Annotated in this window: 15 protein-coding genes; 10 read left to right on the top strand and 5 right to left on the bottom strand. The window is 72.7% G+C overall.

Going from position 1 to position 16,242, the window contains the following annotated elements:
* The first annotated feature begins 129 nt into the window (after positions 1 to 129).
* The gene (locus tag IE272_RS21540; protein ID WP_190007556.1) at positions 130 to 1,779 is read left to right on the top strand and encodes a hypothetical protein; all 1,650 of its coding nucleotides are present in this window, start codon (positions 130 to 132) and stop codon (positions 1,777 to 1,779) included.
* Between the two features lie 33 nt (positions 1,780 to 1,812).
* Here IE272_RS21540 and IE272_RS21535 read toward each other — a convergent pair whose 3' ends face one another.
* Complete coding sequence (locus IE272_RS21535; protein ID WP_056701405.1) at positions 1,813 to 3,084, bottom strand: ABC transporter substrate-binding protein; 1,272 nt, start codon at positions 3,082 to 3,084, stop codon at positions 1,813 to 1,815.
* A gap of 174 nt (positions 3,085 to 3,258) precedes the next feature.
* Here IE272_RS21535 and IE272_RS21530 point away from each other — a divergent pair, with 174 nt between their 5' ends.
* The gene (locus IE272_RS21530) at positions 3,259 to 3,705 is read left to right on the top strand and encodes an SCO4402 family protein (RefSeq protein WP_050361140.1); all 447 of its coding nucleotides are present in this window, start codon (positions 3,259 to 3,261) and stop codon (positions 3,703 to 3,705) included.
* A 28-nt stretch (positions 3,706 to 3,733) separates the two neighbouring features.
* Positions 3,734 to 4,630 carry a formyltetrahydrofolate deformylase gene (gene purU, locus IE272_RS21525; RefSeq protein WP_007454143.1) on the top strand — a complete coding sequence of 299 codons (897 nt, stop codon included), beginning with the start codon at positions 3,734 to 3,736 and terminating at the stop codon, positions 4,628 to 4,630.
* Between the two features lie 43 nt (positions 4,631 to 4,673).
* Here purU and IE272_RS21520 read toward each other — a convergent pair whose 3' ends face one another.
* Positions 4,674 to 6,008, bottom strand: a complete 1,335-nt coding sequence (locus IE272_RS21520; protein ID WP_056701403.1) for a zf-HC2 domain-containing protein — start codon at positions 6,006 to 6,008, stop codon at positions 4,674 to 4,676.
* Positions 6,005 to 6,598 (bottom strand): RNA polymerase sigma factor, encoded by a 594-nt coding sequence (locus IE272_RS21515; RefSeq protein WP_050361137.1) that lies wholly within the window; start codon positions 6,596 to 6,598, stop codon positions 6,005 to 6,007. Before IE272_RS21515 ends, IE272_RS21520 begins: the two co-directional genes overlap by 4 nt.
* A gap of 330 nt (positions 6,599 to 6,928) precedes the next feature.
* Between IE272_RS21515 and IE272_RS21510 the strand changes: the two genes are divergently transcribed.
* On the top strand, positions 6,929 to 7,303 hold the full coding sequence (locus tag IE272_RS21510) for an STAS domain-containing protein (RefSeq protein WP_007454150.1): 375 nt from the start codon (positions 6,929 to 6,931) through the stop codon (positions 7,301 to 7,303).
* A gap of 84 nt (positions 7,304 to 7,387) precedes the next feature.
* Positions 7,388 to 7,909, top strand: coding sequence for an EF-hand domain-containing protein (locus IE272_RS21505; RefSeq protein WP_007454152.1), 522 nt, complete (start codon positions 7,388 to 7,390; stop codon positions 7,907 to 7,909).
* An 88-nt stretch (positions 7,910 to 7,997) separates the two neighbouring features.
* Here the strand turns inward: IE272_RS21505 and IE272_RS21500 are convergent, their stop codons facing one another.
* On the bottom strand, positions 7,998 to 9,569 hold the full coding sequence (locus tag IE272_RS21500) for a class I adenylate-forming enzyme family protein (RefSeq protein ID WP_056701401.1): 1,572 nt from the start codon (positions 9,567 to 9,569) through the stop codon (positions 7,998 to 8,000).
* A 170-nt stretch (positions 9,570 to 9,739) separates the two neighbouring features.
* Between IE272_RS21500 and IE272_RS21495 the strand changes: the two genes are divergently transcribed.
* From IE272_RS21495 to IE272_RS21480, 4 genes are all read left to right on the top strand, one after another.
* On the top strand, positions 9,740 to 10,933 hold the full coding sequence (locus IE272_RS21495; protein ID WP_050361134.1) for an amidohydrolase family protein: 1,194 nt from the start codon (positions 9,740 to 9,742) through the stop codon (positions 10,931 to 10,933).
* Between the two features lie 11 nt (positions 10,934 to 10,944).
* Positions 10,945 to 12,099 (top strand): acyl-CoA dehydrogenase family protein, encoded by a 1,155-nt coding sequence (locus IE272_RS21490; RefSeq protein ID WP_056701399.1) that lies wholly within the window; start codon positions 10,945 to 10,947, stop codon positions 12,097 to 12,099.
* Positions 12,100 to 12,106: 7 nt separating this feature from the next.
* Positions 12,107 to 13,147, top strand: coding sequence for an acyl-CoA dehydrogenase family protein (locus IE272_RS21485; protein WP_190007554.1), 1,041 nt, complete (start codon positions 12,107 to 12,109; stop codon positions 13,145 to 13,147).
* A gap of 407 nt (positions 13,148 to 13,554) precedes the next feature.
* Complete coding sequence (locus IE272_RS21480; protein ID WP_050361130.1) at positions 13,555 to 14,052, top strand: ATP-binding protein; 498 nt, start codon at positions 13,555 to 13,557, stop codon at positions 14,050 to 14,052.
* Positions 14,053 to 14,082: 30 nt separating this feature from the next.
* Here the strand turns inward: IE272_RS21480 and IE272_RS21475 are convergent, their stop codons facing one another.
* Positions 14,083 to 15,009, bottom strand: coding sequence for a cyclase family protein (locus IE272_RS21475; protein WP_050361281.1), 927 nt, complete (start codon positions 15,007 to 15,009; stop codon positions 14,083 to 14,085).
* An 84-nt stretch (positions 15,010 to 15,093) separates the two neighbouring features.
* Between IE272_RS21475 and IE272_RS21470 the strand changes: the two genes are divergently transcribed.
* Positions 15,094 to 16,008: an SDR family oxidoreductase gene (locus IE272_RS21470; RefSeq protein WP_032793007.1), complete on the top strand. Its 915-nt coding sequence runs from the start codon at positions 15,094 to 15,096 to the stop codon at positions 16,006 to 16,008.
* Positions 16,009 to 16,242 lie beyond the last annotated feature (234 nt).

Genomic DNA, 16,242 nt, shown 5'->3' with positions numbered 1-16,242 from the left:
CGTCGCGGGGCGGCGGGATGTTACCGGCCCTGTGAAGGGGTCGTGAGGGGCACCACGCGCTTGGCGGAGGCGGGTGACCACCCGATAGCGTGAGCCGACGGTTCCGTAGGTTCACACGTAGGAGTCCTGGTGACGCAGAGCGGACAGGGCGGCGAGCACGAGCTCCCCGCCGCACGACCCGCGCACGAGGGTGTCGTGCTGCCTGCCGACGGCGGAGCCCCCTGGACCCCCGGGGCGCCCGGGGCCGGGCAGGGCGGGCAGCAGGGCGAGCAGGCGGTGCCCGCGGGCGGTCAGCCGTGGGGTCAGCAGTGGGGGCCGCCGGGACCGCAGGAGCAGCCGCAGGGGGGCTACGGCTACCCGCCGGCGCAGCCCCTGCCGCCCGCGCAGCAGTCGCCCGGCCCGGACGTGTACCAACAGCCCGGTGCGTACCAGCAGCCTCAGCAGCCCGGGGCGTACCAGCAGCCTCAGCAGCAGCCCGGCTCCTACCAGCCGCAGCCGCAGCAGCCCGGCTCCTACCAGCAGCCGCCACAGCCGCCGCAGCACCAGCCCCAGCAGCCCGGTGCGTACCAGCCGCAGTACCCCCAGCAGCAGCAACACCAGCAGCCGCCGCAGTCCCAGCCGCCGCAGCCCCAGCCGTACGCACAGCCGCTGCCGCCGGAGGCCGGACCGGCCGGCCGGAGCGGCCAGAGCGGTCAGGGTGCGCCCGGCGGGGACGCGGACGCCACGCAGTACATCGCGCCCGTCCCGGGCGGCCCCGGCCCCGTGGGGCCCCCGCAGGGCGGCGGGGACGCCGACGCGACCCAGCTCATACCCCCGGTGCCCGGAGGGGCCCCGTACGGGATCAGGCCGGGTGCGCCGGGGGACCGGCAGCCGCCCGCGGAGTTCGACAACCTGTTCCGTACGGAGCAGCCGTCGGGCGCCACCCAGCAGATGCCGCAGTTCGACGCGGGTCAGCAGTCCCCGCCGCCGTACCAGCAGCAGCCCCCGTCCCCGTACCAGCAGCAGCCCCAGCAGCCCCAGCAGCAGCCCCGGGGCGGCCAGTTGCCGCCGCAGGCGCCCGGGGGCCACCAGTCCGGTCTCCAGGGCTTCCAGGGCCGTGCGGAGCAGGACGGGCCGGTCCCGCAGCAGAGCGGCGACGCCCCGCGCCGGCGGTCCGCGCATGTTCCGCTGATCGCGGCGGTCGTCGTGGGATGCGCCGTCATCGGACTCGGCGCGGGCGCGCTGCTGAGCGGTAGCGACGATTCCGGCGAGGACGACAAGCAGCCGGTCGCCGCGCAGAGTTCACCGGCCACGGAGCCCACCGCGAAGGCGGCGCCCGACCCGGCGAAGCCGCAGGCCGAGGCGCTGGACAAGCTGCTGGCCGACAGCAACAACAGCCGGGCCGCGGTGATCAGCGCGGTCGAGAAGATCAAGTCCTGCAAGGAACTGGACCGGGCGAACACCGACCTCAAGGGCGCCGCCCAGCAGCGCCGCGACCTGGTGACCCGGCTCGAAGCGCTGACCGTGGACAAGCTCCCGCAGAACGCGGAGCTGACCGCCTCGCTGAACCGGGCGTGGAAGGCCTCGGCGGCGGCCGACGAGCACTACGCGACCTGGGCGCGGCAGGCCAAGAAGAACAAGTCCGTCTGCAAGGGCGGCCAGGCCCGGTCGACGAGCGAGACGGCCAAGGCCAACCAGCAGAGCGGGGTGGCCACCCAGGCCAAGCGCGAGGCGTCCAAGCTCTGGAACGAGATCGCGGCGAAGTACGGCCTGACCAAGCACGGGTTCACCGAGCTCTGAGACCCGGCCCCGGCCCGACCCGAACGAAAGGCCTCAGCTGCGCGGGGCGTCCGTCAGGACGTCCGAGACGTCCACGAAGCCCTTCTTCTGGGCGGTGAGACGGCCCTCGCGGACCACCTGGAACGTCACCTTCGTGTTGACGATGCGCGGGTAGCTCAACGTGCCGACCAGGTCCTTGAAGCGCCAGCGGAGCGTCGGGGTCAGGCCGCCGGTGTCGACCTCGACGCCCCCGTTGAGGGCGGCCACGACCCGGCCCGATGTGACCTCCTCGTCATCGATCGCCCGGACGGCCGCCCGCAGCGCCGTGTACGCGATCCACGTCGTCTGCACGGCGGTGTCGTCCGGGTCGATGCGGTTGTCCCCGAAGGCGTACTTCCCGATCACCTCGCGCATCTCCTTCCAACGCGCGTTCCTCGCGTCCGGGTACCAGCCGGTGACGTAGGCCCCCTCGAAGGGGCTGTTCGGGCCGCCCGTGCGGTCGATGAGCGGCTGGCTGACGCTGCCCAGCACGGAGGAGATCCTGACCTGCTCCCCGTCCGGCTCCAGGCGGCGGAAGGAGTCGAAGAACGTCTCCGTACGGGTGCCGAGCACCGCCGTCACACAGCCGCCGTCCGACCGCTCCAGCGCCTGCGTGGCCTGCTCGTCGTAGGACGTGGCGTCCAGCGGGGCCAGGATGTCGGTGGAGGCGGGCCGGTTGGCGGCCATCAGCCCGTTGTTCAGGAGCGGCGGCATGCCGTCGCCGCCGATCGAGTCGGGCCGCACCAGCGAGACCCGCTCGCAACTGCGGCCCAACTGCCGTCCGTGACCGGCCAGCAGCGCCGGCTGGCCGCCGTTGACGGGGTACGAGAGATAGCTGCTGAACTCCTCGGTGGAGGCGCCGTAGCCGCCGATGTACGGGACGCCGCCCGCCTCCAGCGCCGGCATGAAGCTCTGGCCGTGGCGGCTGTACGAGCCGACGACGGCGGCCACCTTCTTCTCGACGGCCTCCCGCGCGCACCGCTCGGCGCCGAGCGCGGTGTCGGACTCGTCGCAGACGATCACCTTCAGCTCGCGCCCGTCGATGCCGCCGGTGTCGTTGACCCAGCGGGCGTACGTCTGCGCCATCGCGGGCACCCCGGCCATCTTCACCGCGTTGATGTCCTCCGACCGGTCGGGCGCCCAGGTCATCACGGTGACGGGCTCCCTGGACCCCCCCGAGGCCCCAGGGAGCACACCGCAGCCGGACAGCAGCACCGCCCCCGCCGCCGCCGCGCTGATGACGCCCGGGAAGGGGCGGGGAAAGGTGGGGCGTCGCCGTCCGGTCATGGGTCTGGACCCTTCCGGGCCCCGGGTAACGGCGCGGTGTGCTGTTCTCAACGCACGGTGACCTCCAGGTGAATTACGGGGGCCCGTGCGGGGATGCGGTGAAGGAACGTACGATCGACGACCGTGCAGCAAGGTTCGGAGAACTCTTCCCGTCGCGGCCGTCGCTCCTCCACCATGGGCGGCATGCCGCTCACTGACATGCCGTGGTGGCGCTGGCGCACCAACGTGCGCTCGGCGCTGCACATGCTCTCCGACCCCGCCTTCCACCACGAGTGCTGGCTCGCCGGCCGGGAAGGGTACGGGGACGTCACCGACGCCGTGTACCGCCTGGTCGAGGACACCTGGCTCGACAACTGGTCCGCCGAGAAGTACGTCGGCACCATATTCAGGGACTCCGCCGAGGCCGCCGCCGTGGACGCCGCAGCCCTGCGGGTGCTGCGGATCATGCACCAGGTCGGCGCGGACGCCCCCGTCTCCGCCTATCTGGAGCACCACGGCTGGCCCGAGGCCGTCCACGCGGCCCGCGAGGCCCATGTGATGCTCGCCACCAACGACGCGGAGGATCCGGACATACCGCCGCGCTCGCTGGACGTCATCCGCATCATGACCAGAACGGCCTGACGTCGGGCGGGTGTGGCACCCTACGGGGATGACCGCGCCGCAGCCCGCCCCTTCCGCCGCCTCGGACGCCGCCGCGACCGAGCAGTACGTCCTCACGCTCTCCTGCCCCGACAAACAGGGCATCGTGCACGCCGTGTCGAGCTATCTCTTCATGACCGGCTGCAACATCGAGGACAGTCAGCAGTTCGGGGACCACGACACGGGCCTGTTCTTCATGCGCGTCCACTTCTCGGCCGACGCCACCGTGACGGTGGACAAGCTGCGCGCCAGCTTCGCCGCGATCGGGGAGGCCTTCCGGATGGAGTGGCAGATCCACCGGCCCGCGGAGCGCATGCGGATCGTGCTGATGGTCAGCAGGTTCGGCCACTGCCTCAACGATCTGCTGTTCCGCTCCCGTACCGGGGCGCTGCCGGTCGAGATCGCGGCCGTCGTCTCCAACCACACGGACTTCGCCGAGCTCGTCGCCTCGTACGGCATCCCCTTCCGGCACCTCCCGGTCACGAAGGACAACAAGGCGGAGGCCGAGGCGCGACTGCTGGAGCTGGTCCGCGAGGAGGACGTCGAGCTGGTCGTCCTGGCCCGCTACATGCAGGTCCTCTCCGACGACCTGTGCAAGCAGCTGAGCGGCCGGATCATCAACATCCACCACTCGTTCCTGCCGAGCTTCAAGGGCGCCAAGCCCTACCACCAGGCGCACGCGCGCGGGGTGAAGCTGATCGGCGCGACCGCGCACTACGTCACCGCCGACCTCGACGAGGGCCCGATCATCGAGCAGGAGGTCGAGCGCGTCGGTCACGACGTGACGCCGGACCAGCTGGTCGCCATCGGCCGGGACGTGGAGTGCCAGGCCCTGGCGCGCGCGGTGAAGTGGCACGCGGAGCGGCGCATCCTGCTCAACGGCCGCCGTACGGTGATCTTCGCGTAAGGGCCGTCCCTCGACCCGGCGTCTCCCGGCAGGCGGGCAGGCCCTACAGCCGGCTGAGCGAGGCCGCCGCGAACAGCACGTCGCGGATGGCCTCGCGGTCGCCCTCCTGGCCCGCCGCCGCTTCCACCGGTGAGATGTGACCCGCGGCGAGCCGGCAGAACTCGACCCCGTCCAGGGCCACCTGCGCCACCGCGCGCTCGGGCGACCCGACGGCGGCGGGCGAGTCCAGCGCGATGTACCAGTCGCCCCCGCCGTGGCCCTCGATCTCCAGATGGACCGAGCGGCCCGGCGCACCGGCCGTGACGAGGTCCTTCGCCGGTCCGGCCAGTCCGGAGCGGCGGCGCCCCGCCACGGCGGCCGGAAGCAGCCGGGCCGCCAGGTCGATCATCCGGTGCAGATGGGCCGCCGACGGGGCCTCGTACGGGTAGTCGACGGCGTCGGCGATGTCCCCGCCGTGCACCCAGCACTCGAAGGCGCGGTCCAGCAGCGCGTCCTGGAGCGGCAGGGCGAAGGCCCCGTAGGAGACGGAGGCCTCGGCGACGTTCCGTCCGGCGAAGGACGCCGTACGGATCAGCTCGTGGCTCTGGGCCCGCCAGGGTTCGCGGACGGCCCGGGTGGGCGGCCGGTGCGTCGAGGACCAGTACCGCTCGGTGCGCTCGGTGGGGTCCAGCGGCGCCTCGCCGCCGCCGAGCGGGTCGTCGAGGCCGAGCGCGGCGGACAGCAGCCCGTCGACCGCCATCAGGTGGCCGATCACGCCGGCGACCGTGGTCCTGCGGCTGACCTCGCGCTCCTCCTCGAACCACTGCAGGCGCACCGGCGCGTGCCATTCGGAGTCCCCGATGTCGCGGAGCAGCGCGTCGAGCCGGGCGGTCTCGGCGTCGTACGGGGCGGCCCACTCCGGCACCGGGATCCGGGCCGGGCGGCGGCCCAGGCAGCCGTCCATCACCCGGGACCGCAGCGTCGGGTCGAGATCCAGGGAGCCGTCGGTGTGCAGCAGCCCCACCGCGTCCCGCAGCCGCAGCGCCTCGTCCGCGCACGGGGCGCACGAGGTGAGGTGCTCCTCCACGGCGGCGGTCTCCTCCGCCGAACAGGCGGACAGGGCCCAGGCGCCGAGAAGGGCCTTGAGGACCCGGTGGGGAAGGTCCGGGACGGAGGTCATGAGCGCCTCCGGGGCCTCGGGCGGCTCCGGTACGGACTGTTCCGGTAGGGACTGTTCCGGTACGGACCCGGCGGGGGCGGCCGATCCGGGCGGCGGCAGCGGAGGCAGCGGCACGGACTCCAGGTCGAGGTCGTCCGCCGCCCCGCGCGGGCCCGGTATCCGGCGGGCGCCGCGCACCTCCTCCTCGCCTCCCTCGCTCTCGCGTCCGTCGCCGCTCACCGGGCCCGTCCGTAACCGGGTGGCGAGGCCCCTTCGAGCGGGCGGGCGTTCGCCGTGGAGAGCAGTTGGAGGCCCAGCCGGAGCCGGCGGCGCGCCTCGTCCTCGGTGACTCCGAGGTCGGCGGCGGTCTGCCGGTAGTCCCGGCGGTGGATGTACGCCAGCTCCAGGGCCTGCCGCAGCGGTGCGGGCATCGAGGAGACGATGTAGTCGGCGCGGGCGGCGGCCGTGGCGCTGCGCACCCGCCGCTCCAGCTCCTCCGGGTCGGGCGTCGCGCCCTCGCCGTGCTCCGCCGCGTACGAGGAGGCCGCCGTGCGGCGCAGTCGCTGGACGGACTGGCGGTGGGTGAGGCGGGCCACCCAGGAGCGCATCGAGCCCTGCTTCGGGTCGTACGCCTCGGGGTTCTCCCAGACCTGGGCGAAGACCTCGCGGGTCACCAGGTCGGCGGCGTCCTCGTCGTCGAGCATCCGGTGCGCCTGGCTGTGGACGAGCGCCGCGAACCGGTCGTAGAGCTCGCCGAGCGCCGCCGCCTCGCCGCGGGCCAGCCTCTGCTGCATCCTGCGGTCCCAGCGGGGTGCCGTCTCCTTCGCCATGAACCCCCCAGCCCCCGGCCCTGTCCCCCGGCTCCGTGATCCATCCTGTGCCCGTGAGGACCGAATGTAGTCCGCCGGGCGTGCGGCGCACGCGCCTTTGCGGCAACTCTCTTCCTGCGGCGCGTGGCCGACGACGGTAGTCGATTTTCGGCCCGAGTGCCTCCCCGGCCCCCCTGAGCAGCGGAAACGGTCCGAAGTGCTCCTTTCCATCGGAAATCTCCTGGGCGTCGGTCGGCGCGTCGGTGTTTCATGGGGGTGCGGTTGGGCAGCCGCGAGGAGGAACGGAAACTTCCGGATTGCCGGGAGCCCCGGAACGAGAGGTCCAGTCGCGTGACGCTGAAGGTGGACGAGGCGGAGCAGGGCTCCTGGACGGTGCTGCGCATGAGCGGCGAACTCGATCTGGTGACCTCACCCGTCGTGCGCCAGTCCGTGCACGAGGCGGTGGCGGAGGGGCAGCACGACGTGGTGCTCGATCTGTCCGAGGTGTTCTTCTGCGACTCCAGCGGCGTCGGTGTGCTGATCGCCTCGCGCCGGCTGATGAAGTCCTGCGGCGGCCGGCTGCGGCTGATTCTCCCGGCCCGGGGCGCGGAGGACGGTTCGCACGTCAACAAGGTGCTCGGGGCGCTCGGGGTGCGCCGTCTGTTCGACGTCTACCCGGACGCGCGGTCCGCGACCGACGAGGAGTGCAGGCCGCTCAGCGCCTGAAGCGGCTGCCTCCGATGCGAGGTTGTCACACAGGAGGCGCTGCTCGGTGACACGTGAGCGCTCCGGGCGTCGTACGCTCCCCGCATGGACAGCGCAGAGTACGAGCGAAAGATCGCGCACCGCTTCGCCGCCTTCGACCAGGACGGCAACGGCTATATCGATCGTGCCGATTTCAACGCCGCAGCGGCCCGTCTGCTCACCGAGTTCGGTACGACGGCCCGCTGCGACAAGGGCCAGGCGCTCTACACCGGTGCCGAGGCCTTCTGGCAGGGCATGGCGGGGATCGCCGATGTGGACGGGGACCAGCGGGTCACCCGTGAGGAGTTCGTGGGCGGGGCGGTGAAGCGGCTCCGGGACAATCCCGGGCGGTTCGCCGAGATCGCCCGGCCGTTCCTGCGGGCGACCATCGCGGTCGCGGACAGCGGGAACGACGGCAGGGCGGCGGTGGCGGACGTGGAGCGGGCGCTCCGGGTCCTCGGGGCCAGTGCCGAGATCGCGAGCATCGCCGCCCAGAGCCTGGACACGGACCGGGACGGGCTGGTGGCGGAGAGCGATGTGGTGGCGGCGTTCGCCGTGTACTTCACGGTGATCGAGCCCGACGCGTAGCAAACCCGGGCGTTACGGGGACGGCGCGCCGCCCCCGTAACGCCTGCCGCCCCCCCCGTGACGCCGCCTCACCCGGCCGGTACCCGCCTCACCCGCCGAACCGTTCCCGCAGCCGGTACTTGAGCACCTTGCGGAGCGTCTCGTTGCGGGGCAGCGCGTCCAGGACCTCCAGCTGCTCGGGCACCTTGTGGACGGACAGGCCCGCTTCCCGCAGATGGGCGGAGAGCCCGGCCAGGGTCAGGGGCGGGGCGCCGGGCGGCTGTTCCACCACCGCGCAGACGCGTTCGCCGCGTTCGGCGTCGGGGAGCCCGATGACCGCGGCGTCGGCGACGGCGGGGTGCGTGTGGAGCAGGTCCTCGATCTCCTTGGCGGAGATGTTCTCGCCCTTGCGGATGATGATGTCCTTCAGCCGCCCGGTGAGCGTGAGGTGTCCGCTCTCCCGGAGCCGCCCCAGGTCCCCGGTGATCAGGAACCCTTCGGCGTCGAACGCGGCGGCGGAGGCCCCGGCGTCCAGATACCCCCGGCAGACCGCCTCCCCGCGCAGCCGCACCTCGCCCTCACTGCCGTACGGGAGGGGCTCGCCGTGCTCGTCGGTGATCCGGATCTCCATGCCCTCCGGGGGCCGCCCCTCGGTCAGGGCCAGGTTCTCCGTCGTGTCGTCCGGGGCGCCCATGGTGATCATCGGGACCTCGGTCATGCCGTAGCCGTGGGTGAGCTGGACCCCCATCTCCCGCACCACCGCGTGGTAGACCTCCGGCGGCTTCGGCGCCCCGCCGCCCGCCAGCAGACGGAGGGTCGGGATGAGCGGCCGGTCCGGGGCCCTGCGCTGCTCGGCCAGGAACATGGCGTAGAACGCCGTCGAGCCGCCGGCCACGGTCACTCCGTGCCGCCGGTACTCCGCCAGCGCGTCCGGCAGCGCGAACTGCTCGAACATCACCGCGGGGAACCCGTACAGCAGCAGCATCACCGTGTAGTCGGGCCCGGCGACATGGGCGTACGGGAACGCCATCGAGCCCACGTCGTCCGGGAGAAGCTTCAGGGCGTGGGCGAGGCAGGAGCCGCCGGCGATCAGGGAGCGGTCGGTGTGCAGGACGCCCTTGGGGTCGGAGGTGGTGCCGGAGGTCCAGTAGATCCAGCGGACCTCCTCGCCCGAGGCCGGTTCCGGCGGGGGCGGCAGGACCGCCGGGTCGCCGTCGGGGAGGACGTCGTACGCCTCGAAGATCTGCGGCGGGTCGTCGAGTTCCGCGGCGATCCTCTCGGCCATGGCCGTGTGGTCGAAGCCGCGCCGGACGCCGGGCACGGCGAAGAACGCGGCCCCCGACTCCCGCAGCGCGAACCGCACCTCGCGGTCCCGGTAGAACGGGATGACCGGGCTCTGCACGGCCCCGAGCCGGGTCAGAGCGAAGGAGAGCAGGGCCGTCTCCAGCCTGGTCGGCAGCTGCCAGGCCACCACGCTGCCCGCCCGCACGCCCATCCCGTACAGCCCGGCGGCGACCCGCTCGGCGCGGTCCCTCAGCTCGCCGAAGGTCAGGCTCCGGTCCTCCTGGAGCAGGACCGGGCGGTCGGGGGTGAGGGCGGCGCGGCGTTCGATCAGCTCCCAGAAGGTGCGGGAGGCGCCCAGGGCGTGGGCGGATGCGGTCACGTCGTTCACGGCGGTCACAGCGGTCCCTCCGAACTGACGGTCAGTCAGATAATGCGGAGAGCGTAGGGCTCCGCGCCTTGTCGGTCCAGGGGTGCGGGGCTAGCCTGAGTGCCGCAAGCGCATCTGACGGGTCATCAGAAAATGCCCGCGCCCGGGACCTCGCCGGGTGCGCCGGAGGGGACGACACCATGACGGAACTGCCTCGGATCGTCAGCGTCGACGACCATGTGATCGAGCCCGCGCACCTCTTCTCCACCTGGCTGCCGGCGAAGTACCGCGAGCGCGGCCCCCAGCCGCTCACCGCGGGCATCGGGGAGCTGGCGTACACGGGCGGGAAGTACGTCATCACGATGGACCCGGACGGGCCGCCCACCGACTGGTGGATCTACGAGGACCTGAAGTTCCCGTACAAGCGGAACATCGCCGCCGTCGGCTTCGACCGCGACGACATGACCCTGGAGGGCATCACCCGCGCCGAGATGCGGCCCGGCTGCTGGGACCCCGCCGAACGCCTCAAGGACATGGACCTCAACCACGTCGAGGCCTCCCTCTGCTTCCCGACCTTCCCGCGCTTCTGCGGGCAGACCTTCGCCGAGGCGCACGACAAGGAGGTCGCCCTCGCCTGTGTGCGCGCCTACAACGACTGGATGGTCGAGGAGTGGTGCGGCGACAGCGGCGGCCGGCTGATCCCGCTCTGCATCATCCCGCTCTGGGACATCGACCTCGCCGTCGCCGAGATCCGCCGCAACGCGGCCCGGGGCGTGCGCGCGGTCACCTTCTCCGAGATCCCCACGTACCTCGGCCTCCCGTCCATCCACACCGGCTACTGGGACCCGTTCTTCGCCGTCTGCCAGGAGACCGGCACGGTCGTCAACATGCACATCGGCTCCAGCTCCCAGATGCCCGCCGCCTCCCCGGACGCGCCGCCCGCCGTACAGGCCTCGCTCTCCTTCAACAACGCCATGGCCTCGATGATGGACTTCCTCTTCAGCGGGGTCCTGGTGAAGTTCCCGACGCTCAAACTGGCTTACAGCGAGGGCCAGATGGGGTGGATCCCGTACGCCCTGGAGCGCGCCGACGACGTCTGGGAGGAGCACCGGGCCTGGGGCGGGGTGCGCGATCTGATCCCCGAGCCGCCGTCCACGTACTACTACCGGCAGATGTTCTGCTGCTTCTTCCGCGACAAGCACGGCATCTCCGCGCTGGACGTCGTCGGCCGCGACAACGCCACCTTCGAGACCGACTACCCGCACGTGGACTCGACCTTCCCGCACACCAAGGAGGTCGCCCTCGACCACGTCAAGGGACTGGACGAGGAGACCGTCTACAAACTGATGCGCGGTAACGCGATCCGGATGCTCGGCCTGGACCTCGACAAGTAGGCGGCGGAACCGTGGATCTCGCGTACTCGGAGGCCGAGGAGGAGTTCCGGCGGCGGCTGCGGGAGTGGCTGGCCGGCGTGCTCCCCGGTCTTCCCCCGAAGCCCTCGCCCGACGACTGGCCCGCGCGCCGGGCGTACGACACCACCTGGCAGCGGATGCTGTACGACGCCGGGTACGCGGGCCTGCACTGGCCGGTGGACGCGGGCGGGCGGGGCGCCACCCCGACCCAGCACCTGATCTACCTGGAGGAGACGGAGAAGGCCGGCGCCCCCTACGTCGGGGCGAACTTCGTCGGCCTGCTGCACGCCGGGCCGACCGTCGCCGCCGAGGGCACGGCCGAGCAGCGGGCCCGCTGGCTGCCCCCGGTGCTGCGCGGCGACGAGGTCTGGTGCCAGGGGTTCAGCGAGCCGGACGCGGGCTCCGACCTGGCCGCCCTGCGCACCCGGGCCGTGCGCGACGGCGACGCCTACGTGATCAGCGGAGCCAAGATCTGGACCTCGCACGCCGAGGTCGCCGACTGGTGCGAGCTGCTGGTGCGGACGGATGCGGACGCGCCGAAGCACCGGGGGATCACCTGGCTCGCGCTGCCGATGGACGCCCCCGGCATCACGGTCCGGCCGCTGCGCACCCTGGCCGGGTCCACGGAGTTCGCGGAGATGTTCCTCGACGAGGTCCGGGTGCCGGTACGCAACCGGGTCGGGGCCGAGAACGACGGCTGGCGGGTCACCATGGTCACCCTCTCCTTCGAACGCGGCACGGCCTTCGTCGGCGAGGTCGTCGCCTGCCGCCGCACCCTGGACGCCCTCGCCGACGAGGCCCGGCGCAACGGGCGGTGGGACGACCCGGTGCTGCGCCGGCGCCTCGGCAGGCTCAACGCCGAGTTCCGGGCCCTGTGGCGGCTCACCCAGTGGAACGTCGGCGAGTCCGAGCGGACCGGCGGGGTTCCCGGCATCGGCGGCTCCGTCTTCAAGCTGCGCTACTCCGGGGCCCGCCAGGAGCTGTACGAGGCGGCGGCGGAGGTGCTGGGGGCCGACGCGTTCGACGTCGAACGGGAATGGGTCCTGGACCGGCTCTCGTCCCTCGCGTACACGATCGCCGCGGGCACCTCCCAGATCCAGCGGAACATCGTCGCCGAGCGCATCCTCGGCCTGCCGAAGGGGCGCTGAGGCCACCGTGGACTTCCAGCTCTCGGACGACCAGCGGGCCCTGCGGTCCGGTATGCGCGACCTGCTCGACGCGGTGTTCGACCGGGACCGGATGCGGGCGGCGGTGGAGCGGGGAGGGACCCTGGACCGTTCGCTCTGGCGGGAGCTGGGCGCGGCCGGCTTCTTCGCGCTCCGGCTGCCGGAGGAGTCGGGCGGGGTGGGCCTCGGGCTGCCCGAGGCGGTGCTGCTCTTCGAGGAGGCGGGCCGGGCGCTGCTGCCGGGCCCGCTGGTCGCCACCCACCTGGCGGCGGGCCTGGTGAAGGGGGCCGCCGAGGGCGAGGCGGTGGTGACCGCCGTGGACGGGGACCTGCCGGTGGCCCACCTGGCGGAGGCGGACGCGGTGCTGGTGGGCGCCGACGCCCTCGCCGGAGAGCCGCTGCGCGCCTTCGTCGCCGCCGCCCGGCCCGTACGGTCGATGGACCCGCTCACCCCGCTGCACCGGACGGGGGCGGATACGGGTGTGCGGGCGGTATCGGGACCGGAGGGTGCGCGGGCGGCTACGGAGCGCACTACGGCGCACGCGGAGCGGATCCGCTTCGAAGGGGCGCTGCTCACCGCCGCCGAGCAGCTCGGCAGCGCCGCCCGGACCACCGAGACGGCCGTTCAACACGCCGGGGACCGCGAGCAGTTCGGATCGCCCATCGGATCGTTCCAGGCGGTCAAACATCTCTGCGCCGACATGCTCGCCCGCACCGAACCGGCCCGCGCCGCCGTGTACGCGGCCGCCGTGACCGGCGACCCGGTGGAGATCGCGGCGGCGAAACTGCTCGCCGACGAGGCGGCCGTACGCAATGCGCGCGACTGCCTCCAGATCCACGGCGGGATGGGTTTCACCTGGGAGGCAGATGTTCACCTCCACCTCAAACGGGCCTGGCTCCGGTCGGCGGCCCGGCTCGGCGGGGCTGCGGCGGAGGAGCTTCTGGCCGCCGGTCTGGGGGCCGCGCGGCGGTATCCCGGCAGCTCGGCGGCGTCCGGCCGGGGAGCCCCGGAAGCAGGGGGCGGAGGGTGACGCAGAGCAGCCGGGCGGTGCCGATACCGGCTTGTGTCCTTTGCGTGATTCGTCACCGGGTGGAGTCGGTGTCCGGCTCGGGTACGCTCCGTGGGATGCGAGTGGTTCTGGAACCGGGCGATCCGGGGGCGGCCTGTGCGGCGGCTCCGGTCCGGGGTGAGGGCTCTCGCCGGAGATGTGCCGGGCCTGCCCGAAGAGCGTTTCTCGCGGTCTCTGCGCGCTCCTGTTCGACTCCCCGCAGCGTGCGTCGCACAGTATGCACCACGCGTACTCCTTCGCGCTGGAATATGCCCGAAGCGCTTGTTGCGGTGACTGTACGTCAACCATGCTGTCGCGTAAGGGAATCACGTTCCGTGACCCTGAGGAGGCGCGAGGCGATGTGTCCGCCGGTTCGGATGGTGTGAGCGGTGCAGGTGCTTCAGGTTCAGTTGGAGGTCGGTCCGGATCCCGCGGAGGTGGGGCGGGCCCGTAGGTGGGCGCGGTCGCGTCTGGTCGGTTCCGGGATAGGGGATGACGAGCCGCTCGCCGAGACGCTCATCCTGCTGATCTCGGAGCTGGTCACCAACGCCGTCGTCCACACGGGCTGTCCCGCCGTGCTGCGGATGCTGTTCGGCGGGACCGGGGTGTCCGGCGCGGCCGGGACCGTCCGGGTCGAGGTCGCGGACGCCAGCGACTGCCCGCCGCTCCAGCGGCACGCGGAGGGCGACGACACGGGCGGCCGGGGCCTGGAGCTGGTGGACGGCCTCGCGGACCGCTGGGGCTGGCTGCCGGAGGGCGCCGGGAAGCAGATCTGGTGCGAGGTCGACCGGGGCGGCCCGGTGCGGCTGTCGGAGCCGCCCTCGGTCGTCGGCCAGGGCGGCGAGCCGTGCGAACCGCCCTCCTGCCTCTTCACCAACCTGGCCTGAGCCCGGCCCCTTCCCCCTCGGGGAGGCCGTTCACAGGACCGCTACCGGGGCGACCGGCGAGCCGGTGGCCCCGGCGAACGGCTCCGGCGACGCGGTGAGCAGAAAGGCGTGCCGGCCCTCCTCCGCGCAGGCCTCGGACAGCGCCTCCAGGTTCCAGTTCTGGCCCTGGAGCATGCCCATCTCGACCAGGTGCAGCGCATGCACCGGCATCCACAGGTCCTCGATCTCCGGCGGGAAGATCTCGAAGGTCAGGGTGTCGTTGGCGACCGCCGCGACATCCCGGGCGTGGAACCACTCGGGCGTGCGCACCGAGAGCCCCGGCGACGGATAGCCGTACGCCTGCCGGTCCCCGGCCAGCGCGAGGCGCACCTGCCCGGTCCGTACGAGCACGATGTCCCCGGCCCGTACGCGTACGCCCCCGAAGTCCTCCGCCTCGGCCAGGTCCTCCGGCGTCACGGCGTGGTCGCCGGGCAGCCGGTCCACCCCCCGGGCGCGGGCCACGTCCAGCAGCACCCCGCGCGAGAGGAGGTGCTCCACGGTGGCGATCGAGGAGAACCGGGCCCCGCCGTGGGCGGTGATCGTGTCCGCGGGGCGGCCGTTGTAGATCTTCCCGCTGTGCGAGACATGGGTCAGGGCGTCCCAGTGGGTGGAGGCCTGGAGCCCCATCGTGACGGCGTCGTCGCTGGTGGCGACCGTGTCGGGGCCGAAGATCTCCTGGTTGATCTGGACCATCGTGTGCAGCGGATTGATCCGGCCCGGGATGAGCCCGCTCTGCACCCCGTCCTGCTGGAGCGGCAGGGCGAGCGGTATCCGGCGGCCGGTGCGGACGGTGGCGACGGCCTCGCGCACGACGGCGTCGGTGATCAGGTTGAGCGTCCCGGTCTCGTCGGCCTCGCCCCAGCGGCCCCAGTTGTTCACGCGCTTCGCGATCTCGTGGAACTCGGCCGGCAGGGACATGGGGACCTCCTGGGTCTTGTGCCGGAGCATCTGACTGCCCGTAAAATCTAACGGTCCGTCAGAAACCGCGGGAAGGGGCCGGGCATGGGGAACTTCTTGGCAGGCAGGGTGGTCGCCGTGACAGGGGCCGGCCGGGGCATCGGGCGGGCGGTCGCGCTCGCCGCGGCGGCGGAGGGGGCGCGGGTCGTCGTCAACGACTACGGCGTCTCCGTCGAGGGCTCCGAACCGACCAGCGAGATCGCCCGGTCCGTCGTCAAGGAGATCGAGGCGGCGGGCGGCGAGGCGGTCGCGGTCGCCGACGACATCTCCACGATGGCGGGAGGCCAGCGCATCGTGGACACCGCGCTGGCGGAGTACGGCCGGCTCGACGGGGTGGTCTGCGTGGCCGGGATCCTCCGTGAGCGGATGCTGTTCAACATGTCGGAGGAGGAGTGGGACCCGGTCCTCGCCACGCACCTCAAGGGCACGTTCACGGTCTTCCGGGCCGCGTCGGCGGTGATGCGGAAGCAGGAGGGCGGGGGCACGCTGATCGGCTTCACCAGCGGCAACCACCAGGGCAGCGTCTCCCAGGCCAACTACAGCGCGGCGAAGGGCGGGATCATCTCGCTGGTGCGCAGCGCGGCGCTGGGCCTGCACAAGTACGGCGTCACGGCGAACGCGGTCGCGCCGGTCGCCCGGACCCGGATGTCGGCCGGGGTGCCGATGGAGCTGAAGGAGATCGGGGAGCCGGAGGACGTGGCGGCGCTGGTGGTCTACCTGCTCAGCGAGCGGGCGCGGGCGGAGCGGATCACCGGGCAGGTGTACACGATCGCGGGCCCGAAGATCGCGGTCTGGGCCCAGCCGAGGGAGGTGCGGGCGGCGTACGGGGAGGGCCCCTGGACCCCGGAACGGATCGCGGACTTCCTGCCCGGGACGGTGGGGGTGGACCCGATGCCGATGCTGGCGCGGCTGGAGGAGATGGCGGCGGCGGCGAAGTCGGGCGACCGGCCGAACCAGTGACGGCCTTAGGGGGCTCCGCCCCCTACCCCCCGCTCCTCAATCGCCGGAGGGGCTGAAAATGCCGGCCGCGATTCAAGCCCCTCCGGCGATCGAGGAGCGGGGGCGGAGCTCCCGGGGCGCTGCCCCGGACCCCGGTCCTCAAACGCCGGACGGGCTGGAGATGCGGACCGGTCCGCACACTCAGCCCCTCCGGCGATCGAGGAGCGGGGGTCTGGGGGCGGAGCCCCCAGGAAC

The organism is Streptomyces anulatus (assembly GCF_014650675.1).
In the GTDB taxonomy this organism is placed as follows: domain Bacteria; phylum Actinomycetota; class Actinomycetes; order Streptomycetales; family Streptomycetaceae; genus Streptomyces; species Streptomyces anulatus.
Note: the sequence above shows the minus strand (reverse complement) of the source record. Positions and strands in the feature narration are given on the sequence as shown.

Coding starts and splice junctions, on each gene's coding strand:
- IE272_RS21530 (WP_050361140.1), top strand. CDS start 3,259: ATGGGCGGCATGCCGCTCACTGACATGCCGTGGTGGCGCTGGCGCACC.
- IE272_RS21505 (WP_007454152.1), top strand. CDS start 7,388: ATGGACAGCGCAGAGTACGAGCGAAAGATCGCGCACCGCTTCGCCGCC.
- IE272_RS21470 (WP_032793007.1), top strand. CDS start 15,094: ATGGGGAACTTCTTGGCAGGCAGGGTGGTCGCCGTGACAGGGGCCGGC.
- purU (WP_007454143.1), top strand. CDS start 3,734: ATGACCGCGCCGCAGCCCGCCCCTTCCGCCGCCTCGGACGCCGCCGCG.
- IE272_RS21535 (WP_056701405.1), bottom strand. CDS start 3,084: ATGACCGGACGGCGACGCCCCACCTTTCCCCGCCCCTTCCCGGGCGTC.
- IE272_RS21515 (WP_050361137.1), bottom strand. CDS start 6,598: ATGGCGAAGGAGACGGCACCCCGCTGGGACCGCAGGATGCAGCAGAGG.
- IE272_RS21475 (WP_050361281.1), bottom strand. CDS start 15,009: ATGTCCCTGCCGGCCGAGTTCCACGAGATCGCGAAGCGCGTGAACAAC.
- IE272_RS21495 (WP_050361134.1), top strand. CDS start 9,740: ATGACGGAACTGCCTCGGATCGTCAGCGTCGACGACCATGTGATCGAG.